23 protein-coding genes are annotated in these 21,093 nt (G+C 51.9%); 15 read left to right on the plus strand and 8 right to left on the minus strand.

Going from position 1 to position 21,093, the window contains the following annotated elements:
• Positions 1 to 319: 319 nt before the first annotated feature.
• Complete coding sequence (locus AACU19_RS16760; RefSeq protein ID WP_000646925.1) at positions 320 to 1,228, plus strand: prohibitin family protein; 909 nt, start codon at positions 320 to 322, stop codon at positions 1,226 to 1,228.
• 219 nt (positions 1,229 to 1,447) lie between these two features.
• Here AACU19_RS16760 and tkt read toward each other — a convergent pair whose 3' ends face one another.
• A complete protein-coding gene (gene tkt, locus AACU19_RS16765; RefSeq protein ID WP_000098632.1) occupies positions 1,448 to 3,439 on the minus strand; it encodes a transketolase in 1,992 nt (663 codons plus the stop codon).
• 277 nt (positions 3,440 to 3,716) lie between these two features.
• Between tkt and loiP the strand changes: the two genes are divergently transcribed.
• Positions 3,717 to 4,475 (plus strand): metalloprotease LoiP, encoded by a 759-nt coding sequence (gene loiP / locus AACU19_RS16770; RefSeq protein WP_001299420.1) that lies wholly within the window; start codon positions 3,717 to 3,719, stop codon positions 4,473 to 4,475.
• A 141-nt stretch (positions 4,476 to 4,616) separates the two neighbouring features.
• Here the strand turns inward: loiP and speB are convergent, their stop codons facing one another.
• The 6 genes from speB to yqgD all read right to left on the minus strand — a co-directional run bounded on the left by speB (position 4,617) and on the right by yqgD (position 9,266).
• Positions 4,617 to 5,537 carry an agmatinase gene (speB, locus tag AACU19_RS16775; protein ID WP_000105566.1) on the minus strand — a complete coding sequence of 307 codons (921 nt, stop codon included), beginning with the start codon at positions 5,535 to 5,537 and terminating at the stop codon, positions 4,617 to 4,619.
• A gap of 136 nt (positions 5,538 to 5,673) precedes the next feature.
• Positions 5,674 to 6,405, minus strand: a complete 732-nt coding sequence (locus AACU19_RS16780) for a hypothetical protein (RefSeq protein WP_088541725.1) — start codon at positions 6,403 to 6,405, stop codon at positions 5,674 to 5,676.
• 145 nt (positions 6,406 to 6,550) lie between these two features.
• A complete protein-coding gene (gene speA, locus AACU19_RS16785) occupies positions 6,551 to 8,527 on the minus strand; it encodes a biosynthetic arginine decarboxylase (RefSeq protein WP_046076881.1) in 1,977 nt (658 codons plus the stop codon).
• Positions 8,528 to 8,535: 8 nt separating this feature from the next.
• Positions 8,536 to 8,667, minus strand: a complete 132-nt coding sequence (yqgB, locus tag AACU19_RS16790; protein WP_001360961.1) for an acid stress response protein YqgB — start codon at positions 8,665 to 8,667, stop codon at positions 8,536 to 8,538.
• A gap of 93 nt (positions 8,668 to 8,760) precedes the next feature.
• The gene (gene yqgG, locus AACU19_RS16795) at positions 8,761 to 8,904 is read right to left on the minus strand and encodes a protein YqgG (RefSeq protein WP_001297404.1); all 144 of its coding nucleotides are present in this window, start codon (positions 8,902 to 8,904) and stop codon (positions 8,761 to 8,763) included.
• A gap of 110 nt (positions 8,905 to 9,014) precedes the next feature.
• Positions 9,015 to 9,266, minus strand: coding sequence for a protein YqgD (gene yqgD / locus AACU19_RS16800; RefSeq protein WP_105278311.1), 252 nt, complete (start codon positions 9,264 to 9,266; stop codon positions 9,015 to 9,017).
• 55 nt (positions 9,267 to 9,321) lie between these two features.
• Between yqgD and metK the strand changes: the two genes are divergently transcribed.
• The 8 genes from metK (at position 9,322) to ruvX (ending at position 16,595) form a co-directional block, all read left to right on the plus strand.
• The gene (metK, locus tag AACU19_RS16805; protein ID WP_001062128.1) at positions 9,322 to 10,476 is read left to right on the plus strand and encodes a methionine adenosyltransferase; all 1,155 of its coding nucleotides are present in this window, start codon (positions 9,322 to 9,324) and stop codon (positions 10,474 to 10,476) included.
• 486 nt (positions 10,477 to 10,962) lie between these two features.
• Positions 10,963 to 12,357 (plus strand): galactose/proton symporter, encoded by a 1,395-nt coding sequence (gene galP / locus AACU19_RS16810; RefSeq protein ID WP_001352953.1) that lies wholly within the window; start codon positions 10,963 to 10,965, stop codon positions 12,355 to 12,357.
• Between the two features lie 76 nt (positions 12,358 to 12,433).
• Positions 12,434 to 12,931, plus strand: coding sequence for a SprT family zinc-dependent metalloprotease (locus AACU19_RS16815; RefSeq protein ID WP_001316615.1), 498 nt, complete (start codon positions 12,434 to 12,436; stop codon positions 12,929 to 12,931).
• A gap of 94 nt (positions 12,932 to 13,025) precedes the next feature.
• On the plus strand, positions 13,026 to 13,733 hold the full coding sequence (gene endA, locus AACU19_RS16820) for a deoxyribonuclease I (protein WP_105271640.1): 708 nt from the start codon (positions 13,026 to 13,028) through the stop codon (positions 13,731 to 13,733).
• Between the two features lie 79 nt (positions 13,734 to 13,812).
• Positions 13,813 to 14,544: a 16S rRNA (uracil(1498)-N(3))-methyltransferase gene (gene rsmE / locus AACU19_RS16825; protein WP_105278312.1), complete on the plus strand. Its 732-nt coding sequence runs from the start codon at positions 13,813 to 13,815 to the stop codon at positions 14,542 to 14,544.
• A 12-nt stretch (positions 14,545 to 14,556) separates the two neighbouring features.
• Entirely contained in the window at positions 14,557 to 15,507 is a 951-nt protein-coding gene (gshB, locus tag AACU19_RS16830; RefSeq protein WP_000593273.1) for a glutathione synthase, read from the plus strand.
• 108 nt (positions 15,508 to 15,615) lie between these two features.
• On the plus strand, positions 15,616 to 16,179 hold the full coding sequence (locus AACU19_RS16835) for a YqgE/AlgH family protein (protein WP_032185091.1): 564 nt from the start codon (positions 15,616 to 15,618) through the stop codon (positions 16,177 to 16,179).
• The gene (gene ruvX, locus AACU19_RS16840) at positions 16,179 to 16,595 is read left to right on the plus strand and encodes a Holliday junction resolvase RuvX (RefSeq protein WP_000017111.1); all 417 of its coding nucleotides are present in this window, start codon (positions 16,179 to 16,181) and stop codon (positions 16,593 to 16,595) included. The genes AACU19_RS16835 and ruvX overlap by 1 nt, the downstream gene beginning before the upstream one ends.
• A gap of 173 nt (positions 16,596 to 16,768) precedes the next feature.
• On the opposite strand, the gene AACU19_RS16845 is transcribed toward ruvX, so the two are convergent.
• Complete coding sequence (locus tag AACU19_RS16845) at positions 16,769 to 17,749, minus strand: PilT/PilU family type 4a pilus ATPase (protein WP_105278313.1); 981 nt, start codon at positions 17,747 to 17,749, stop codon at positions 16,769 to 16,771.
• A gap of 17 nt (positions 17,750 to 17,766) precedes the next feature.
• Here AACU19_RS16845 and yggS point away from each other — a divergent pair, with 17 nt between their 5' ends.
• The 5 genes from yggS to hemW are packed head-to-tail and all read left to right on the plus strand — an operon-like array spanning position 17,767 to position 21,072.
• The gene (gene yggS, locus AACU19_RS16850; protein WP_000997795.1) at positions 17,767 to 18,471 is read left to right on the plus strand and encodes a pyridoxal phosphate homeostasis protein; all 705 of its coding nucleotides are present in this window, start codon (positions 17,767 to 17,769) and stop codon (positions 18,469 to 18,471) included.
• A 17-nt stretch (positions 18,472 to 18,488) separates the two neighbouring features.
• A complete protein-coding gene (yggT, locus tag AACU19_RS16855) occupies positions 18,489 to 19,055 on the plus strand; it encodes an osmotic shock tolerance protein YggT (protein WP_001094831.1) in 567 nt (188 codons plus the stop codon).
• The gene (gene yggU, locus AACU19_RS16860; RefSeq protein WP_001277222.1) at positions 19,052 to 19,342 is read left to right on the plus strand and encodes a DUF167 family protein YggU; all 291 of its coding nucleotides are present in this window, start codon (positions 19,052 to 19,054) and stop codon (positions 19,340 to 19,342) included. The genes yggT and yggU overlap by 4 nt, the downstream gene beginning before the upstream one ends.
• A 7-nt stretch (positions 19,343 to 19,349) precedes the next feature.
• Positions 19,350 to 19,943: an XTP/dITP diphosphatase gene (locus AACU19_RS16865; RefSeq protein WP_001174753.1), complete on the plus strand. Its 594-nt coding sequence runs from the start codon at positions 19,350 to 19,352 to the stop codon at positions 19,941 to 19,943.
• A complete protein-coding gene (gene hemW / locus AACU19_RS16870) occupies positions 19,936 to 21,072 on the plus strand; it encodes a radical SAM family heme chaperone HemW (protein ID WP_105278314.1) in 1,137 nt (378 codons plus the stop codon). Before AACU19_RS16865 ends, hemW begins: the two co-directional genes overlap by 8 nt.
• Positions 21,073 to 21,093 lie beyond the last annotated feature (21 nt).

Below are 21,093 nucleotides of genomic sequence, written 5' to 3' on the forward strand. Positions count from 1 at the left end.
GCGATTTAATGAAAGCAATTGGGCACGCGAGAAGAAAAAAAACATGAACCAAAATAATAAAATGTTAAATAACAACAACATGAAATTTATACTTATAAAGTCAAGTTTGTGTTTGTTATGTTTATCACAAAACCAATGTTTTATCTGCCTATGTATTTGTGATGCATATCTCTATTTATCTATTGAATGTTCGAAAACATACTTTTTTTAGCCGATGTTTTTCGCTCTCCCCCTTTATAGATTCTGAATTCTCACCTGTTGGCTGTTTTCTCCTCACCTCATGTGACATATTCCCACGCTTTACTCAAGGAAGATTCTCATGAAAGCACCTGTTTCAATAACCTCATTTCGCCCACAAAAATCTATTGCTATCGCCATTGGCGTGCTTACCGTGGTTGTGCTGCCATTTCTCTCGTATTACACCGTTAATGAAGGTGAACGCGGCATTTTGCTGCGCTACGGAAAAATCGTAAAAGTTGCCGAGCCGGGTCTGGGTTTTAAGATCCCTTTTATGGAAAGCGTAGAGAAAATTTCCACGCGTAATCAGGCTGTGGTTTATCAGGGATTACAGGCCTACAGCCGCGACCAGCAACCGGCACAAATGACAGTATCAGTCAGCTTCCACATTAAACCTTCAGAAGCAGGCGCGGTTTATACCACCTACAACACCATTGAAGCATTAAAAGATCGTCTGATTGTCCGTCAGTTGCCAACTCAACTGGAGAACGTTTTCGGCCAATATACCGCCATCAGCGCGGTACAGGATCGTACAAAACTGGTTCAGGATCTGCAAAATGCAATGCGTAAAGCCGTTGTTGGCCCGGTGGTGATTGATGGTGTCCAGATTGAAAATATTGATTTTTCTGACGCTTATGAAAAATCGATTGAAGATCGAATGAAAGCAGAAGTCGCCATTGCCACACGTAAGCAAAATCTGGAAACAGAGAAAATCCAGGCGCAAATAGCGGTAACTCAGGCCCAGGCAGAAGCAGACAGTAAACTGGCGGCAGCCAAAGCAGAAGCTGAGACTATTCGCGTAAGAGGCGCGGCAGAGGCTGAAACTATTCGTTTAAAAAGTGCGGCTGAAGCAGAAGCGATCCGCCTGCGCGGTGAAGCTCTGCGGGATAATCCCGGACTTGTTGCCCTCACCACTGCTGAGCGTTGGGACGGTAAGCTACCCGATACCATGATCCCCGGCAGTACAGTTCCGTTTATCTCTACTAAGTAAAAAAAGGGCCGCTTTCGCGGCCCTTGAGACTGATGGCAAAAGCAAAACTGCCTGATGCGCTACGCTTATCAGGCCTACATACTTCCTGCAATATATTGAATTTGCACGATCTTGTAGGTCGGATAAGGCGTTCACGCCGCATCCGACATGAACAACGCGCACTTTGCCAATAATCTGAAGGGCCGCTTTCGCGGCCCTTCTCACAAAGCATCTTACCGATTACAGCAGTTCTTTTGCTTTCGCAACAACGTTGTCAACGGTGAAGCCGAACTCTTCAAACAGCAGCTCTGCCGGAGCAGATTCACCGAAGGTGGTCATGCCGACGATAGCACCGTTCAGGCCAACATACTTGTACCAGTAGTCAGCAATGCCAGCTTCCACCGCAACGCGTGCAGTAACCGCTTTCGGCAGTACAGACTCACGGTAAGCCGCATCCTGCTTGTCGAATGCGTCGGTAGACGGCATGGAAACCACGCGCGCTTTCACGCCTTCAGCAGTCAGTTTTTCGTAGGCAGCAACCGCCAGTTCAACTTCAGAACCGGTAGCGATGAAGATCAGTTCCGGCTGACCGGCACAGTCTTTCAGCACATAACCACCGCGCGCGATGTTTGCCAGCTGCTCTTCAGTACGTTCCTGCTGCGCCAGGTTCTGACGGGAGAGGATAAGCGCAGTCGGGCCGTCCTGACGCTCAACACCGTATTTCCACGCTACTGCAGATTCAACCTGGTCACACGGACGCCATGTAGACATGTTCGGGGTCACGCGCAGAGAAGCGACCTGCTCTACCGGCTGGTGAGTCGGGCCATCTTCGCCCAGACCGATGGAGTCGTGGGTGTAAACCATCACCTGACGCTGTTTCATCAGCGCAGCCATACGTACGGCGTTACGTGCGTATTCCACGAACATCAGGAAGGTGGAGGTGTACGGCAGGAAGCCACCGTGCAGGGAGATACCGTTAGCAATCGCGGTCATACCGAACTCGCGAACACCGTAGTGGATGTAGTTACCCGCAGCATCTTCGTTGATTGCTTTAGAACCAGACCACAGGGTCAGGTTAGACGGTGCCAGGTCAGCAGAGCCGCCGAGGAATTCCGGCAACAGCGGGCCGAACGCTTCAATCGCATTCTGAGACGCTTTACGGCTGGCGATTTTCGCCGGATTAGCCTGCAGTTTAGCGATGAATTCTTTCGCTTTGGCATCGAAGTCAGACGGCATTTCGCCTTTCATACGGCGGGTAAATTCAGCGGCTTCCTGCGGATAAGCTTTGGCGTAAGCAGCGAATTTCTCGTTCCATGCGGATTCTTTCGCCTGGCCTGCTTCTTTCGCATCCCACTGAGCATAGATTTCAGACGGGATTTCGAACGGTGCATATTTCCAGCCCAGCTGTTCGCGGGTCAGGGCAATTTCAGCGTCGCCCAGCGGCGCACCGTGGGAGTCGTGAGTACCGGCTTTATTCGGAGAACCGAAACCAATGATGGTTTTGCACATCAGCAGAGACGGTTTGTCAGTCACAGCGCGCGCTTCTTCTACAGCGCGTTTGATGGATGCCGCGTCATGACCGTCAATGCCGCGAATAACGTGCCAGCCGTAAGCTTCGAAACGCATTGCGGTGTCGTCGGTGAACCAGCCTTCAACGTGACCATCGATAGAGATACCGTTGTCATCGTAGAACGCAATCAGTTTACCCAGCTTCAGCGTACCCGCCAGAGAGCAAACTTCATGGGAGATGCCTTCCATCATGCAGCCGTCGCCCATGAAGGCGTAGGTGTAGTGGTCGACGATGTCGTGGCCCGGACGGTTAAACTGCGCCGCCAGCGTTTTTTCTGCAATCGCCATACCGACTGCATTGGCAATACCCTGACCCAGCGGACCTGTAGTGGTTTCCACACCAGCGGTGTAACCCACTTCCGGGTGGCCCGGAGTTTTGGAATGCAGTTGACGGAAGTTTTTCAGTTCTTCCATCGGCAGATCGTAACCGGTGAGGTGCAGCAGGCTGTAGATCAGCATGGAGCCGTGGCCGTTGGACAGCACGAAGCGGTCACGGTCAGCCCAGGACGGATTCTGCGGGTTGTGTTTCAGGAAATCACGCCACAGGACTTCGGCAATGTCAGCCATACCCATAGGGGCACCCGGGTGACCGGATTTGGCTTTCTGTACTGCGTCCATGCTCAGCGCACGAATAGCATTGGCAAGCTCTTTACGTGAGGACATTTTGACTCCAGATCGGATGATGAAGGGCACGCCCTTAACGACTTGACGACAGCGCGTTTTGGGCTACGCCGGAAAATTTGCCAACAATTTACCGCAAGCCGCGCGTCATGTACATGGAACATCCTTTTGCCGCTTCAGAAATCTCTGGATCATGCTCGCATGTTGCGCAATCTGCTCGCCCGTCCGCTGCGCTTTTCCTTATACTGAGACTGAGCGTCGATTCACCTGCAAACGGCGCATTTTTAGAATAATCCTGACCTTGTGCGGAAGAGAAAACATGAAAATTCGCGCCTTATTGGTAGCAATGAGCGTGGCAACGGTACTGACCGGTTGCCAGAATATGGACTCCAACGGACTGCTCTCATCAGGAGCGGAAGCTTTTCAGGCTTACAGTTTGAGTGATGCGCAGGTGAAAGCCCTGAGCGATCAGGCATGTCAGGAGATGGACAGCAAGGCGACGATTGCGCCAGCCAATAGCGAATACGCTAAACGTCTGACAACTATTGCCAATGCGCTAGGCAACAATATCAACGGTCAGCCGGTGAATTACAAAGTGTATATGGCGAAGGATGTGAATGCTTTTGCGATGGCAAACGGCTGTATCCGCGTCTATAGCGGGCTGATGGATATGATGACGGATAACGAAGTCGAAGCGGTGATCGGTCACGAAATGGGGCACGTCGCGTTAGGCCATGTGAAGAAAGGGATGCAAGTTGCATTAGGTACCAACGCCGTGAGAGTCGCGGCAGCCTCTGCGGGCGGGATTGTCGGCAGTTTATCGCAATCGCAACTTGGTGATCTGGGCGAGAAATTAGTCAATTCGCAATTCTCCCAGCGCCAGGAAGCAGAAGCCGATGATTATTCTTACGATCTTCTGCGCCAACGCGGCATCAGCCCGGCTGGTCTTGCCACCAGCTTTGAAAAACTGGCGAAACTGGAAGAAGGCCGCCAAAGCTCAATGTTTGACGACCATCCGGCATCCGCCGAACGCGCCCAGCATATTCGCGATCGTATGAGCGCGGATGGGGTTAAGTAAAGCCTGGTGGTGCCGAACGTAGGTCAGATAAGGCGTTCACGCCGCATCTGACATGAATGACACATTTGTTACCCTGTCCGCAATGCCGGATGCGATGCTGACGCATCTTATCCGGCCTACGGGCGACATCGCATCTGGCGCTTACTCGCCCTTTTTCGCCGCCTGAATATACAGCATCTCCAGCGCCAGCGTCGCTGCTGCCAGAGCGGTGATTTCCGACTGATCGTATGCCGGAGCCACTTCCACTACGTCCATCCCAACAATGTTGAGATCTTTCAGGCCGCGTACCAGTTTAATGGCGCGATCGGAGGTCAGGCCGCCAATTACCGGGGTACCGGTGCCTGGTGCAAAAGCAGGATCCAGGCAGTCAATATCAAAGGTCAGGTAAACGGGCATATCACCTACAATCTGTTTCACCTGGGCGATAACGTCATCCACGCTGCGATCGTTCACCTGGCAGGCGTCCAGTACGGTAAAGCCGTTGTCTTTATCAAACTCGGTACGAATACCAATCTGTACGGAGTGATTCGGGTCGATCAGACCTTCTTTCGGCGCGGTATAGAACATGGTGCCGTGGTCAAATTCACAACCGTTCGCATAGGTATCGGTGTGGGCGTCAAAGTGTACCAGCGCCATTTTGCCGAAATGCTTCGCATGAGCACGCAGCAGCGGCAGGGTAACAAAGTGGTCACCACCGAAGGAGAGCATACGCTTACCGGCAGCCAGCAGCTTTTCAGCATGCGCCTGCAGCTTCTCGCTCATCTCACGAGCATCGCCGAAGGCATACACCAGATCGCCACAGTCCACCACGTTCAGACGCTCGCGCATGTCGAAATTCCACGGGAAGCGGTTGTGTTCCCAGGCCAGATTCGTCGAAACCTGACGGATCGCCGCCGGACCGTGGCGTCCACCCGCACGACCAGAAGTGGCCATATCGAACGGCACGCCGGTAATTACCCAGTCGGCGTCGCTGTCGTACGGCTGGAAGTTCATCGGCAGGCGTAAAAAACCAAAGGCGTTAGAAACCAGTGAGTTATCGTATTGATGACCTAAGGTGCTCATGGATGGACTCCTATTACAAAGTCGATATAAAAAAAACCCTTCCGCGTCGTTAGGCCCGACGAGGAAGGGTTGGATTTGCGAAACACAATTTTGTGCTAATTATCGCCTTAAATGGGCGAGGCATCAAGCGAGGTTACTATTTCCGACACGGTGGCGGCGCATAGCCATTGTTGTCCGCCGGAAACGCTTGTCCAGAGCACGGTGGCAGCGCATTTTGCGCCGGGCCTTGTAATTCAAAGGCGGCAAAGCCGATTACACCGGTATTACGCACATCGCCTTGCGCCGAATTGGCTGCGTAGGAATCCGCAACGTTGGCGAACTGAAAAGCCGCTTCGGTATGTTTATCTTTGCGGAATCCTTTAATCGCCAACGAATCCCCGGCATTCACAATATAGCCGTTGTTATTCAGGGAACCTTGTTTACCATTGAGAACATCCAGGCCATCAACTGTCGCAACGATCTCGTAGTTGGTGTTACGACTGTAATTGCGGACATATAATTGGTAATTCATTCCTACTCTGGCATGGACTATATAGCGTAGTTCTTTACCTGATGAATTATAAATCCGCGTAATAGGTAGAGAATTAAAATTACCATCGCGAATAGCATATTCAAGTTCGTTAATACGGATGCTATAAACGCGGTCGTAGCCGGAAGGAACATTAGTCGAATAACTAATAACGATCATCTCTGCCGGATCGCGCCAGGCTCGTTCAGCAGATACGCCCTGAACCGTTGAGTGCACATCCCCACCCCAGGCGGTGCCGACATTGCCCGATGCACTGCTATTATACTGCGCATTACTGGAACAACCGGCCAGCAGCACGACTAATGCCACCAACGCGCTACGTACTTTCCATTTTTTCATAACCGTTCCCTCTGCATTTAATTAATGCAGCGATTGTAGGGAGATTATTTAATAAGGAAAGCAGCTAAATTATTTTTAAGAATATATAAAAAGAAAGCGGGTCGATTTACATAAATAAATCGACCCGATAGCGGAATAATCTTAATTACTCATCTTCAAGATAAGTATAACCGTACAGACCTGCCTCGAACTCTTCCAGGAACTGTTGTTGCAGTTCAGCATCAAGATCGGTTTTCTTCACTTGATCACGGAACTGGGTTAACAGCGTTTTCGGATCGAGCTGTACATATTGCAGCATGTCCGCCACGGTATCGCCTTCGTCAGACAGTTCCACTTCTACGCTACCATCAGGGAAGACGAACACATCAACCGCTTCGGTATCACCAAACAGGTTGTGCATGTTGCCGAGGATCTCCTGATATGCGCCGACCATAAAGAAACCGAGCATCGGCGGATTCTCTGGATCGTACTCCGGCATAGGCATTGTTGTGGCAATACCATCACCATCAATATAGTGGTCGATGGCACCGTCAGAGTCACAGGTAATATCCAGCAGCACGGCGCGGCGCTCCGGAACTTGATTCAGCCCTTCCAGCGGCAGAACCGGGAACAACTGGTCGATCCCCCATGCGTCCGGCATCGACTGGAACAGCGAGAAGTTGACGTACATTTTGTCCGCCATACGTTCCTGCAATTCGTCGATAATCGGGCGATGTGCGCGGTTTTGCGGATCCAGCTGCTTTTGCACTTCATGACACATGCTCAGATAAAGCTGCTCAGCCCACGCGCGTTCTTGCAGGTTGTAGGTGCCCGAAGAATAGCCGATATGAATATCGTGCAAGTCCATCTGGCTGTCATGTAACCACTCACGCAGAGAACGGCGAGTTCCCGGTTCGTGCATCTCCTGCCAGGTTTCCCACATGCTTTGCAGCGCGCGCGGCGCGTCTTCTGCTGGCGCGGTCGGCACCGTGTATTCGTTACGTTCCACGCCGATGATATTCGACACCAGCACGGTGTGATGCGCAGTCACCGCACGACCCGATTCGGTGATTACTGTCGGATGCGGCAGACCATTTTCTTCACACGCATCGCCAATCGCCCAGATGATATTGTTGGCGTATTCATTGAGGCCGTAATTCACTGAACAGTCGGACTGCGAACGAGTACCTTCATAGTCCACACCCAGACCGCCGCCGACATCAAAGCACTGAATATTGACGCCCAGCTTGTGCAGTTCCACATAGAAACGCGCGGATTCACGAACGCCCGTGGCGATATCGCGAATATTCGCCATCTGCGAACCGAGGTGGAAGTGCAGCAGTTGCAGGCTGTCGAGACGTCCGGCTTCACGCAGGGTTTCAACCAGTTGCAGTACCTGAGTCGCCGCCAGGCCGAACTTCGATTTTTCCCCGCCAGAAGACTGCCATTTGCCAGAACCTTGAGACGCCAGACGCGCGCGCACGCCCAGACGAGGAACGACATTCAGACGTTCTGCTTCATCCAGCACAATGGCGATTTCTGACATCTTCTCAATGACCAGATAGACCTTATGGCCCATCTTCTCGCCAATTAATGCCAGGCGGATATATTCGCGGTCTTTATAACCATTGCAGACGATGACGCTACGGGTCATGCCAGCATGCGCCAGTACCGCCATCAACTCAGCTTTGGAACCGGCTTCCAGGCCCAGCGGTTCGCCCGAATGAATCAGGGATTCAATCACGCGGCGGTGTTGGTTAACTTTGATCGGATAAACGAGGAAGTAATCGCCGTTATAGCCGTAGGATTCCCGCGCACGTTTGAACGCGGCGTTAATGGAACGCAAACGGTGCTGCAGGATCTGTGGGAAACAGAACAGTGCAGGCAGACGCTGACCCTGTGCTTCACGAGTTTTCACTAACTGCGCGAGATCGACGCGAGCTTCCGGGACGTCCGGGTCCGGGCACACGCTAATGTGGCCCAGCTCGTTAACGTCATAATAGTTATTGCCCCACCAGGCAATATTGTAAGTACGCAGCATCTTGCTGGCTTCCTGGGAGCTCATTGCAACCTCCTGCATGGAGCGTAGTACACCGTGTTCGCCCGCTGACGAAGGCAAACTCATAGACATGTCGTCAGACATAGCGAACCTCAAATTATTTTATTAAGTGTAAAACAGTTAACGACTATCGCAGCCTGGGACTGCGATAACAACCCATAAGCACACGGATTTTCCAGCAAAGTATGCTGACGCTCCGACTGCGCAACCGGTTTCTTTTTCATAACATTATTAAACACATAACCGAACGTAAGTGTGACAGTTCGGCGAAACCACGAGAAAACTCTTGTTTTTACAAGAGCGCCCTTGTTCAGTCCTCAGTAACTGTAACCAGCTCTTGAATCCTGAGAAGCGCCGAGATGGGTATAACATCGGCAGGTATGCAAAGCAGAGATGCAGAGTGCGGGGAACGAATCTTCACCAGAACGGTGAGACAGGTTAAGCAGCAGACAACGGTTCATTATTTCGTATCACCTCCACGGCCGCCTGTTAAGACGAACCCACAAGCCAAAACTCTGATTTCAACCCGGCTGGAAGTGGCAACACGAAAGAAACGTCGTGTGCTTTTTATTTAAGCCGCGCGCCGCGTTTTATACCCCACAATGGCAGAAAATTGCAAAAGATAAATACGCAGAATGCCAGCATTGTCAGGAAAAATTTCCAGCCACGTTTTTAACAGAATGAGACACGATTCAAAAAAAAGTGGAAATTGGGTGAAGAACTGACCTAAAATAGCCGTCCAGATGTTAATCCATCCATACCGATTAACACTCAGACTGCCAGTGTTTTTAACCTGCAGAGTCGTGGTAGGATCCGCTACCACAGAAAATCCACACAACAGTTTGAGCTAACCAAATTCTCTTTAGGTGATATTAAATATGGCAAAACACCTTTTTACGTCCGAGTCCGTCTCTGAAGGGCATCCTGACAAAATTGCTGACCAAATCTCTGATGCCGTTTTAGACGCGATCCTCGAACAGGATCCGAAAGCACGTGTTGCTTGCGAAACCTACGTAAAAACCGGCATGGTTTTAGTTGGCGGTGAAATCACCACCAGCGCCTGGGTAGACATCGAAGAGATCACCCGTAACACCGTTCGCGAAATTGGCTATGTACATTCCGACATGGGCTTTGACGCTAACTCCTGTGCTGTCCTGAGCGCTATCGGTAAACAGTCCCCTGATATCAACCAGGGCGTCGACCGTGCCGATCCGCTGGAACAGGGCGCGGGCGACCAGGGCCTGATGTTTGGCTACGCAACCAATGAAACCGACGTGCTGATGCCAGCACCTATCACCTATGCACACCGTCTGGTTCAGCGTCAGGCTGAAGTACGTAAAAACGGCACTCTGCCGTGGCTGCGCCCGGACGCGAAAAGCCAGGTGACTTTCCAGTATGACGACGGCAAAATCGTTGGCATCGATGCTGTCGTGCTTTCCACTCAGCACTCTGAAGAGATCGACCAGAAATCGCTGCAAGAAGCGGTAATGGAAGAGATCATCAAGCCGATTCTGCCCGCTGAATGGCTGACTTCTGCCACCAAATTCTTCATCAACCCGACCGGTCGTTTCGTTATCGGTGGCCCGATGGGTGACTGCGGTCTGACTGGTCGTAAAATCATCGTTGATACCTACGGCGGCATGGCGCGTCACGGTGGCGGTGCATTCTCTGGTAAAGATCCATCAAAAGTGGACCGTTCCGCAGCCTACGCAGCACGTTATGTCGCGAAAAACATCGTTGCGGCTGGCCTGGCCGATCGTTGTGAAATTCAGGTTTCCTACGCAATCGGCGTGGCTGAACCGACCTCCATCATGGTGGAAACTTTCGGTACCGAGAAAGTGCCTTCTGAACAACTGACTCTGCTGGTACGTGAGTTCTTTGACCTGCGTCCATACGGTCTGATTCAGATGCTGGATCTGCTGCACCCGATCTACAAAGAAACCGCAGCATACGGTCACTTTGGTCGCGAACATTTCCCGTGGGAAAAAACCGACAAAGCGCAGCTGCTGCGCGATGCTGCTGGACTGAAATAATCCTCCGACGCCTTCGTCTTCAAGGTCAGCTTCGTGCTGGCCTTTTTCTTTTCCAGAGAAATGCCTGATGCGCTACGCTTATCAGGCCTACAACCGCTGTCACATGTAAGTGGATAAGGCGTTCACGCCGCATCCGGCAAAAAAAACCGCCTGCACAATAACATCATTCTTTCTGAACACGTTTTACCCTCAAATCATCACCACGACTGAAACCGATTACACCAACCACACCAGCCAAATATTTGTAATACTTTCATATTATTATTCTGCTTTCACAGTTGTTACATTTCTTTTCAGTAAAGTCTTAATTGCAGATAACAGCGTTTAATCTATGATGATATAACTCAATTATTTTCATGCACTTAAATCATAACTAAGATAAATGTTAGTGTAAGCGATTACACTGATGTGATTTGCTTCACATCTTTTTACGTCGTACTCACCTATCTTAATTCACAATAAAAAATAACCATATTGGAGGGCATCATGCCTGACGCTAAAAAACAGGGGCGGTCAAACAAGGCAATGACGTTTTTCGTCTGCTTCCTTGCCGCTCTGGCGGGATTACTCTTTGGCCTGGATATCGGTGTAATTGCTGGCGCACTGCCGTTTATTGCTGATGAATTCCAGATTACTTCGCACACACAAGAATGGGTCGTAAGCTCCATGATGTTCGGTGCGGCAGTCGGTGCGGTGGGTAGCGGCTGGCTCTCCTTTAAACTCGGGCGCAAAAAGAGCCTGATGATCGGCGCAATTCTGTTTGTTGCCGGTTCACTGTTCTCTGCGGCTGCGCCAAACGTTGAAGTACTGATTCTTTCCCGCGTTCTGCTGGGGCTGGCGGTGGGTGTGGCCTCTTATACCGCACCGCTGTATCTCTCTGAAATTGCGCCGGAAAAAATTCGCGGCAGTATGATCTCGATGTATCAGTTGATGATCACTATCGGGATCCTCGGTGCTTATCTTTCTGATACCGCCTTTAGCTACACTGGTGCATGGCGCTGGATGCTGGGTGTGATTATCATCCCGGCAATTTTGCTGCTGATTGGTGTTTTCTTCCTGCCAGACAGCCCACGTTGGTTTGCCGCCAAACGCCGTTTTGTTGATGCCGAGCGCGTGCTGCTGCGCCTGCGCGACACCAGCGCGGAAGCGAAACGCGAACTGGATGAAATCCGTGAAAGTTTGCAGGTTAAACAGAGTGGCTGGGCGCTGTTTAAAGAGAACAGCAACTTCCGCCGCGCGGTGTTCCTTGGCGTACTGTTGCAGGTAATGCAGCAATTCACCGGGATGAACGTCATCATGTATTACGCGCCGAAAATCTTCGAACTGGCGGGTTATACCAACACCACCGAGCAAATGTGGGGGACAGTGATCGTCGGTCTCACCAACGTACTCGCCACCTTTATCGCAATCGGCCTTGTTGACCGCTGGGGACGTAAACCAACGCTAACGCTGGGCTTCCTGGTGATGGCTGCTGGCATGGGCATACTCGGTACAATGATGCATATCGGTATCCACTCTCCGTCAGCGCAGTATTTCGCCATCGCCATGCTGTTGATGTTTATTGTCGGCTTTGCCATGAGTGCCGGTCCGCTGATTTGGGTACTGTGCTCCGAAATTCAGCCGCTGAAAGGCCGCGATTTTGGCATCACCTGCTCCACCGCCACCAACTGGATTGCCAACATGATCGTTGGCGCAACGTTCCTGACCATGCTCAACACGCTGGGTAACGCCAACACCTTCTGGGTGTATGCGGCTCTGAACGTACTGTTTATTCTGCTGACACTGTGGCTGGTACCGGAAACCAAACACGTTTCGCTGGAACATATTGAACGTAATCTGATGAAAGGTCGTAAACTGCGTGAAATCGGCGCTCACGATTAATCTCCTCTGGCTTCCTCCCGTCGCGGAGGAAGCCACCTCTTGCAGTCATCTTTTCTTCGCTCTATCCTCTGCCGCTATGAAAACATCCCGTCTCCCTATCGCCATCCAACAGGCCGTTATGCGTCGCCTGCGGGAAAAACTCGCCCAGGCCAACCTGAAGCTGGGGCGTAACTACCCGGAGCCAAAACTCTCTTACACCCAGCGCGGAACCTCTGCCGGAACAGCCTGGCTGGAAAGCTATGAAATTCGCCTCAATCCCGTTTTGCTGTTGGAAAACAGTGAAGCTTTTATTGAAGAAGTGGTGCCACACGAACTGGCACATTTGCTGGTATGGAAACATTTCGGCCGCGTAGCGCCACATGGCAAAGAGTGGAAGTGGATGATGGAAAACGTGCTTGGCGTTCCCGCTCGTCGTACGCACCAGTTTGAACTGCAATCCGTGCGTCGCAACACCTTCCCCTACCGCTGCAAGTGCCAGGAACATCAGCTTACCGTACGCCGCCATAATCGCGTAGTTCGTGGCGAGGCCGTCTATCGCTGTGTTCATTGCGGTGAACAGCTGATTGCAAAATAACCACCTGAACTATCAGGAACTTTCCTGATCTGGCTGATTGCATACCAAAACAACTTTCGCTACGTTGCTGGCTCGTTTTAACACGGAGTAAGTGATGTACCGTTATTTGTCTATTGCTGCGGTGGTACTGAGCGCAGCATTTTCCGGCCCGACGTTGGCCGAAGGTATCAATAGTTTTTCTCAGGCGAAAGCCGCAGCGGTAAAAGTCCACGCTGACGCGCCCGGTACGTTTTATTGCGGATGTAAAATTAACTGGCAGGGCAAAAAAGGCGTTGTTGATCTGCAATCGTGCGGCTATCAGGTGCGCAAAAATGAAAACCGCGCCAGCCGCGTAGAGTGGGAACACGTTGTTCCCGCCTGGCAGTTCGGTCACCAGCGCCAGTGCTGGCAGGACGGTGGACGTAAAAACTGTGCCAAAGATCCGGTCTATCGCAAGATGGAAAGCGATATGCATAACCTGCAACCGTCAGTCGGCGAGGTGAATGGCGATCGCGGCAACTTTATGTACAGCCAGTGGAATGGCGGCGAAGGCCAGTACGGTCAATGCGCTATGAAGGTCGATTTCAAAGAAAAAGCCGCCGAGCCACCAGCACGTGCACGCGGTGCCATTGCGCGCACCTACTTCTATATGCGTGACCAATACAACCTGACACTCTCTCGCCAGCAAACGCAGCTGTTCAACGCATGGGACAAGATGTATCCGGTTACCGACTGGGAGTGCGAGCGCGATGAACGCATCGCGAAGGTGCAGGGCAATCATAACCCGTATGTGCAACGCGCTTGCCAGGCGCGAAAGAGCTAACCTACACTAGCGGGATTCTTTTTGTTAACCCCTACCCCACGCGTACAACCGCGTGGGGAGACGACGCGGATTTTTAACTATGCGTATCCCCCGCATTTATCATCCTGAACCACTGACCAGCCATTCTCACATCGCGCTTTGCGAAGATGCCGCCAACCATATCGGGCGCGTACTGCGTATGGGGCCGGGGCAGGCGTTGCAATTATTTGACGGCAGCAACCAGGTCTTTGACGCCGAAATTACCAGCGCCAGCAAAAAAAGCGTGGAAGTGAAAGTGCTGGAAGGCCAACTCGACGATCGTGAATCTCCGCTGCATATTCACCTCGGTCAGGTGATGTCGCGTGGCGAAAAAATGGAATTTACGATCCAGAAATCGATCGAACTCGGTGTAAGCCTCATTACGCCACTTTTTTCTGAGCGTTGCGGCGTTAAACTGGATAGTGAACGTCTGAACAAGAAGCTCCAGCAGTGGCAGAAGATTGCAATTGCTGCCTGTGAGCAGTGTGGTCGTAACCGGGTGCCGGAAATCCGTCCAGCGATGGATCTGGAAGCCTGGTGTGCAGAGCAGGATGAAGGACTGAAACTGAATCTTCACCCGCGCGCCAGTAACAGCATCAATACGTTGCCGTTACCGGTTGAACGCGTCCGCCTGCTAATTGGCCCGGAAGGCGGTTTATCGGCAGAGGAAATTGCCATGACTGCCCGCTATCAATTTACTGATATCCTGTTGGGACCTCGCGTTTTGCGTACAGAGACAACTGCGCTCACCGCCATTACCGCGCTACAAGTACGATTTGGCGATTTGGGCTAACGGAGAAGAATAATGATCAAGCTCGGCATCGTGATGGACCCCATCGCAAACATCAACATCAAGAAAGATTCCAGTTTCGCTATGTTGCTGGAAGCACAGCGTCGTGGTTACGAACTTCACTATATGGAGATGGGCGATCTGTATCTGATCAATGGCGAAGCCCGCGCCCATACCCGCACGCTGAACGTGAAGCAGAACTACGAAGAGTGGTTTTCGTTCGTCGGTGAACAGGATCTGCCGCTGGCCGATCTCGATGTGATCCTGATGCGTAAAGACCCGCCGTTTGATACCGAGTTTATCTACGCGACCTATATTCTGGAACGTGCCGAAGAGAAAGGGACGCTGATCGTTAACAAGCCGCAAAGCCTGCGCGACTGTAACGAGAAACTGTTTACCGCCTGGTTCTCTGACTTAACGCCAGAAACGCTGGTTACGCGCAATAAAGCACAGCTGAAAGCGTTCTGGGAGAAACACAGCGACATCATTCTTAAGCCGCTTGACGGTATGGGCGGCGCGTCGATTTTCCGCGTGAAAGAAGGCGATCCAAACCTCGGCGTGATTGCCGAAACCCTGACTGAGCATGGCACTCGCTACTGCATGGCGCAAAATTACCTGCCAGCCATTAAAGATGGCGACAAACGCGTGTTGGTGGTGGATGGCGAACCGGTGCCGTACTGCCTGGCACGTATTCCACAAGGCGGCGAAACCCGTGGTAACCTGGCTGCCGGTGGTCGCGGGGAACCTCGTCCGCTGACGGAAAGTGACTGGAAAATCGCCCGTCAGATCGGACCGACGCTGAAAGAAAAAGGGCTGATTTTTGTTGGTCTGGATATCATCGGCGACCGTCTGACTGAAATTAACGTCACCAGCCCAACCTGTATTCGTGAGATTGAAGCAGAGTTTCCGGTGTCGATCACCGGTATGTTAATGGATGCCATCGAAGCACGTTTACAGCAGCAGTAACCCACCTTAGCGAGAAGGATCTCGTTGAGACTCTGAGTGACAGCGCCCTACTTTCCCCGCATACTGGGCGCTGTTGCTTTTTTGAACCAGGAAACAGAACCTCTGACAATGAATTTACAGCATCACTTTCTTATTGCCATGCCTGCTCTCCAGGATCCGATTTTCCGTCGTTCCGTGGTCTACATTTGCGAACATAATGCCAATGGTGCAATGGGGATCATCGTCAACAAGCCACTGGAAAATCTCAAAATTGAAGGGATTCTGGAAAAGCTGAAGATCACGCCGGAGCCGCGTGATGAATCAATCCGTCTGGATAAACCGGTTATGCTCGGCGGCCCACTGGCTGAAGATCGCGGGTTTATTTTGCATACTCCGCCCTCCAATTTTGCTTCCAGCATTCGCATTTCAGACAACACGGTGATGACCACTTCCCGCGATGTGCTGGAAACGCTCGGCACCGATAAACAACCGTCTGACATATTGGTGGCTCTGGGCTATGCCTCCTGGGAGAAAGGTCAACTGGAACAAGAAATTCTCGATAACGCGTGGCTAACGGCCCCGGCAGATCTGAATATTCTGTTCAAAACACCGATTGCCGACCGCTGGCGCGATGCGGCAAAACTGATTGGTGTGGATATTCTCACCATGCCTGGTGTGGCAGGGCATGCCTGATGAGTGGAACCTTACTCGCCTTCGATTTCGGCACTAAAAGCATTGGCGTAGCGGTCGGACAACGCATTACCGGCACCGCTCGCCCACTGCCTGCAATTAAAGCGCAGGACGGTACGCCGGACTGGAATCTCATCGAACGTTTACTGAAAGAGTGGCAACCGGACGAAATCATCGTCGGTTTGCCGCTGAATATGGACGGTACCGAGCAACCGTTGACTGCCCGGGCGCGTAAATTCGCCAATCGTATTCATGGCCGTTTCGGTGTTGAAGTAAAGCTCCATGACGAGCGTCTTAGCACCGTGGAGGCACGTTCCGGTCTGTTTGAACAAGGCGGCTATCGGGCGCTCAACAAAGGTAAAGTCGACTCTGCCTCTGCGGTTATTATTCTCGAAAGTTATTTCGAGCAGGGATATTAAGGCGATTTACTAGCGCACAGATTTCTGACAATGTGCTCGTTGTTTCATGTTGGATGCGGCGTAAACGCCTTATTCAACCTACGGTGAGTGCGAATTCAAAGTTACGCTTCCCTTGTAGGCCCGATAAGCTTGCGCATCGGGCATGTTTACAATTCGTATCAGACACAGCAACGTCACAAGCGCCCTTCTTTCACCCGCTGCTGATAACTCTGCTGAAACGTTAACATCCCCACTTGTTGCCCAGTTTGAATAACATGCGGTAACTGGTGGGTTTTCCCTTCACGTATCAAATTCCCCACCGCGGGTGTGTTAATCAGCAATTCAAACAGCGCTACTCTTCCTTCCTGTTTATCCACTTCCAGCTTTTGTGACAACACTGCCCGCAAGCTCCCGGCCAGTTGATTACGCACGGGATCTTTTTCCTGCGCCGGAAATGAATCCACCAGTCGCTCAACTGCCTGCGCCGCACCACGCGTATGTAATGTTGCCAGCACCAGATGCCCGGTTTCTGCCGCCGTCAGCGCCAGACGGATTGTCTCGCTGTCACGCAGCTCTCCGAGCAATATCACATCGGGATCTTCCCGCAATGCAGCCCGCAACCCCGATGCGAACGTCATACAGTGCAAACCAATCTCCCGCTGCTGGATCAAACATCGCTGGCTGGCATAGAGATATTCCACAGGATCTTCCAGCGTCAGAATATGCGCATCGGCATGTTGATTGAGATAGCCAACCATCGCCGCCAGCGTGGTAGATTTGCCACTCCCCGTCGCCCCCGTCACCAGAATCAGGCCATTCTGGCTCTTGAGTAATTCCGGCAATACCGGTGGTGCGCCAAGCTGTTCGAGCTGCGGGCAGTGCGAAGGCAACAGCCGTAATGCCAGAGAAATGCCTTGCCGTTGTGCGAACGCACTGCCGCGCAATCTCTGGTTTTCCGCCAGCGACACAGCAAAATCCAGCTGACCATTCTCCAGCAATATTGCCCGCTGATCGTCATCCAGCCACTCCCGCAATAGCTCTTCCACGTCCGGCGCATCAAACGGCGCAGCTTCCATTCTCCCGCGAATACGCCATCGTGCGGGCCAGGCGCTGCACAGGTGTAGATCCGAGACGTTATGCTTTACACTAAGGGCCACAATTTCTTCCATATTCATACTAAGATCCTCGGAAAATGAACGATATTGCGCATAACCTGGCACAGGTCCGGGACAAAATCTCAGCGGCTGCAACGCGTTGCGGTCGTTCTCCAGAAGAAATTACGCTGCTTGCAGTCAGTAAAACAAAACCTGCGAGCGCCATCGCAGAAGCCATTGATGCCGGGCAGCGTCAATTTGGTGAAAACTATGTTCAGGAAGGGGTAGATAAAATTCGCCACTTTCAGGAACTGGGCGTCACAGGATTAGAATGGCATTTTATTGGCCCGTTGCAGTCTAATAAAAGCCGCCTGGTGGCAGAGCATTTCGACTGGTGTCATACCATCGACCGTTTGCGCATCGCTACCCGTCTGAACGACCAGCGCCCGGCAGAACTTCCCCCTCTTAACGTACTGATTCAAATTAATATTAGTGATGAAAACAGTAAGTCCGGGATTCAACTGGCTGAACTGGACGAGCTGGCAGCTGCGGTCGCTGAACTACCGCGTTTACGTCTGCGCGGGCTGATGGCGATCCCTGCGCCTGAGTCAGAATATGTAAGGCAGTTTGAAGTTGCACGCCAAATGGCTGTAGCATTTGCCGGACTGAAAACGCGCTACCCGCATATCGACACGCTCTCTCTGGGAATGTCGGACGATATGGAAGCCGCCATTGCGGCAGGTAGCACGATGGTTCGTATCGGCACTGCAATTTTTGGTGCGCGTGATTACTCTAAAAAATAAGGAATTAAAGGAACGCCATGAATACGTTGACTTTCCTGCTTTCAACGGTCATTGAGCTGTATACCATGGTGCTGTTATTACGCATCTGGATGCAGTGGGCTCATTGTGATTTTTACAACCCCTTCTCACAGTTTGTGGTGAAGGTGACGCAGCCGATTATCGGACCACTGCGCCGCGTTATTCCGGCAATGGGACCGATTGACAGCGCCTCGCTGCTGGTTGCCTATATTCTCAGTTTTATCAAAGCCATCGTGCTGTTTAAAGTCGTGACTTTCCTGCCGATCATCTGGATTGCTGGTTTACTGATTTTGCTGAAAACCATCGGCCTGTTGATTTTCTGGGTCCTGCTGGTGATGGCGATTATGAGCTGGGTAAGCCAGGGTCGTAGCCCGATTGAATACGTCCTGATTCAGCTTGCCGATCCACTGCTGCGCCCGATTCGCCGCCTGCTGCCAGCAATGGGTGGGATTGATTTCTCGCCGATGATCCTCGTTCTGCTGCTGTATGTCATTAATATGGGTGTCGCAGAAGTACTGCAGGCGACCGGAAATATGCTACTACCGGGGCTGTGGATGGCGTTATGAGTGCCGTAACAGTTAACGATGACGGTCTGGTTTTACGGCTTTATATTCAGCCGAAAGCCAGCCGTGATTCTATTGTCGGTTTACATGGCGACGAAGTAAAAGTCGCCATTACCGCGCCGCCAGTTGACGGCCAGGCCAACAGCCATCTGGTGAAGTTTCTCGGCAAGCAATTCCGGGTAGCCAAAAGCCAGGTGGTAATTGAGAAAGGCGAACTTGGCCGCCACAAACAAATTAAAATCATTAATCCGCAACAAATCCCGCCAGAAATCGCGGCGTTAATTAATTAGGTATCCTATGCAAAAAGTTGTCCTCGCAACCGGCAATGCCGGTAAAGTGCGTGAGCTGGCGTCGCTGCTTAGCGACTTCGGTCTTGATATCGTGGCCCAAACAGACCTCGGCGTAGATTCCGCTGAAGAAACCGGCCTGACCTTTATCGAAAACGCGATTCTGAAAGCACGCCACGCGGCAAAAGTAACCGGTTTACCGGCAATTGCCGACGACTCTGGTCTGGCGGTAGATGTGCTTGGCGGTGCGCCTGGGATTTACTCCGCACGTTATTCCGGTGAAGACGCGACCGATCAAAAAAATCTGCAAAAACTGCTGGAAACTCTAAAAGACGTACCGGACAACCAACGTCAAGCGCGTTTCCACTGCGTGCTGGTATATCTGCGCCACGCGGAAGATCCGACTCCGCTGGTGTGCCACGGTAGCTGGCCGGGCGTGATTACTCGTGAACCGGTGGGTACTGGCGGCTTTGGTTATGATCCAATCTTCTTCGTGCCTTCCGAAGGTAAAACTGCTGCCGAACTGACCCGCGAAGAAAAGAGCGCCATTTCCCACCGTGGTCAGGCATTGAAACTGCTGTTGGACGCTTTACGAAATGGTTAAATTACCGCCGCTGAGTCTCTACATTCACATCCCGTGGTGCGTGCAGAAATGTCCGTACTGCGATTTCAACTCTCACGCGTTGAAAGGAGAAGTGCCGCACGACGATTATGTTCAGCACCTGCTTAACGATCTGGACAAGGATGTGGCTTACGCTCAGGGCCGTGAAGTGCAGACAATCTTTATTGGCGGCGGTACGCCGAGCCTGCTTTCTGGCCCGGCGATGCAAACGCTGCTGGACGGCGTGCGTGCGCGTTTGCCGCTGGCAGCGGATGCAGAAATCACCATGGAAGCGAACCCAGGCACGGTAGAAGCCGATCGCTTTGTTGATTATCAGCGTGCTGGTGTAAACCGCATCTCTATTGGTGTGCAGAGTTTTAGCGAAGAAAAGCTAAAACGACTTGGACGTATTCATGGCCCGCAAGAAGCGAAACGGGCGGCAAATCTGGCAAGCGGGCTGGGGCTGCGTAGTTTTAACCTCGATTTGATGCATGGGTTGCCTGATCAATCACTGGAAGAGGCGCTTGGCGATCTACGCCAGGCCATTGAACTGAATCCGCCGCACCTTTCCTGGTATCAGCTAACCATCGAACCTAATACGTTGTTTGGCTCACGCCCTCCTGTACTGCCGGACGATGACGCGCTGTGGGATATTTTCGAACAGGGGCATCAGTTATTAACCGCAGCGGGCTATCAGCAGTATGAAACATCCGCTTACGCCAAACCAGGTTATCAGTGCCAGCACAATCTCAACTACTGGCGATTTGGTGACTACATCGGTATTGGCTGCGGCGCGCACGGCAAAGTCACCTTCCCGGATGGGCGCATTCTGCGTACCACCAAAACGCGTCATCCGCGTGGTTTTATGCAGGGGCGGTATCTGGAAAGCCAGCGCGATGTTGAAACCGCAGATAAGCCGTTTGAGTTCTTTATGAATCGCTTCCGTCTGCTGGAAGCCGCGCCGCGCGTGGAGTTTAGCCAGTATACTGGCCTTTCAGAAGAGGTTATTCGCCCTCAGTTAGACGAGGCTATTGCTCAGGGTTATCTCACAGAATGTGCGGATTACTGGCAGATAACGGAACATGGGAAGTTGTTTTTAAATTCGCTGCTGGAGCTTTTTCTGGCTGAGTAAATTTGTATTGCCGGATGCGGC

The sequence above is a fragment of the Escherichia sp. MOD1-EC4550 genome (assembly GCF_963876935.1).
Taxonomy (GTDB): Bacteria; Pseudomonadota; Gammaproteobacteria; order Enterobacterales; family Enterobacteriaceae; genus Escherichia; species Escherichia coli_F.

What these genes read in the sequence shown, in the direction of transcription:
- AACU19_RS16760 (WP_000646925.1), top strand. Translation starts at nt 320, where the DNA reads ATGAAAGCACCTGTTTCAATAACCTCATTTCGCCCACAAAAATCTATT.
- tkt (WP_000098632.1), bottom strand. Translation starts at nt 3,439, where the DNA reads ATGTCCTCACGTAAAGAGCTTGCCAATGCTATTCGTGCGCTGAGCATG.
- loiP (WP_001299420.1), top strand. Translation starts at nt 3,717, where the DNA reads ATGAAAATTCGCGCCTTATTGGTAGCAATGAGCGTGGCAACGGTACTG.
- speB (WP_000105566.1), bottom strand. Translation starts at nt 5,537, where the DNA reads ATGAGCACCTTAGGTCATCAATACGATAACTCACTGGTTTCTAACGCC.
- AACU19_RS16780 (WP_088541725.1), bottom strand. Translation starts at nt 6,405, where the DNA reads ATGAAAAAATGGAAAGTACGTAGCGCGTTGGTGGCATTAGTCGTGCTG.
- speA (WP_046076881.1), bottom strand. Translation starts at nt 8,527, where the DNA reads ATGTCTGACGACATGTCTATGAGTTTGCCTTCGTCAGCGGGCGAACAC.
- yqgB (WP_001360961.1), bottom strand. Translation starts at nt 8,667, where the DNA reads ATGAAAAAGAAACCGGTTGCGCAGTCGGAGCGTCAGCATACTTTGCTG.
- yqgG (WP_001297404.1), bottom strand. Translation starts at nt 8,904, where the DNA reads ATGAACCGTTGTCTGCTGCTTAACCTGTCTCACCGTTCTGGTGAAGAT.
- metK (WP_001062128.1), top strand. Translation starts at nt 9,322, where the DNA reads ATGGCAAAACACCTTTTTACGTCCGAGTCCGTCTCTGAAGGGCATCCT.
- galP (WP_001352953.1), top strand. Translation starts at nt 10,963, where the DNA reads ATGCCTGACGCTAAAAAACAGGGGCGGTCAAACAAGGCAATGACGTTT.
- AACU19_RS16815 (WP_001316615.1), top strand. Translation starts at nt 12,434, where the DNA reads ATGAAAACATCCCGTCTCCCTATCGCCATCCAACAGGCCGTTATGCGT.
- endA (WP_105271640.1), top strand. Translation starts at nt 13,026, where the DNA reads ATGTACCGTTATTTGTCTATTGCTGCGGTGGTACTGAGCGCAGCATTT.
- rsmE (WP_105278312.1), top strand. Translation starts at nt 13,813, where the DNA reads ATGCGTATCCCCCGCATTTATCATCCTGAACCACTGACCAGCCATTCT.
- gshB (WP_000593273.1), top strand. Translation starts at nt 14,557, where the DNA reads ATGATCAAGCTCGGCATCGTGATGGACCCCATCGCAAACATCAACATC.
- AACU19_RS16835 (WP_032185091.1), top strand. Translation starts at nt 15,616, where the DNA reads ATGAATTTACAGCATCACTTTCTTATTGCCATGCCTGCTCTCCAGGAT.
- ruvX (WP_000017111.1), top strand. Translation starts at nt 16,179, where the DNA reads ATGAGTGGAACCTTACTCGCCTTCGATTTCGGCACTAAAAGCATTGGC.
- AACU19_RS16845 (WP_105278313.1), bottom strand. Translation starts at nt 17,749, where the DNA reads ATGAATATGGAAGAAATTGTGGCCCTTAGTGTAAAGCATAACGTCTCG.
- yggS (WP_000997795.1), top strand. Translation starts at nt 17,767, where the DNA reads ATGAACGATATTGCGCATAACCTGGCACAGGTCCGGGACAAAATCTCA.
- yggT (WP_001094831.1), top strand. Translation starts at nt 18,489, where the DNA reads ATGAATACGTTGACTTTCCTGCTTTCAACGGTCATTGAGCTGTATACC.
- yggU (WP_001277222.1), top strand. Translation starts at nt 19,052, where the DNA reads ATGAGTGCCGTAACAGTTAACGATGACGGTCTGGTTTTACGGCTTTAT.
- AACU19_RS16865 (WP_001174753.1), top strand. Translation starts at nt 19,350, where the DNA reads ATGCAAAAAGTTGTCCTCGCAACCGGCAATGCCGGTAAAGTGCGTGAG.
- hemW (WP_105278314.1), top strand. Translation starts at nt 19,936, where the DNA reads ATGGTTAAATTACCGCCGCTGAGTCTCTACATTCACATCCCGTGGTGC.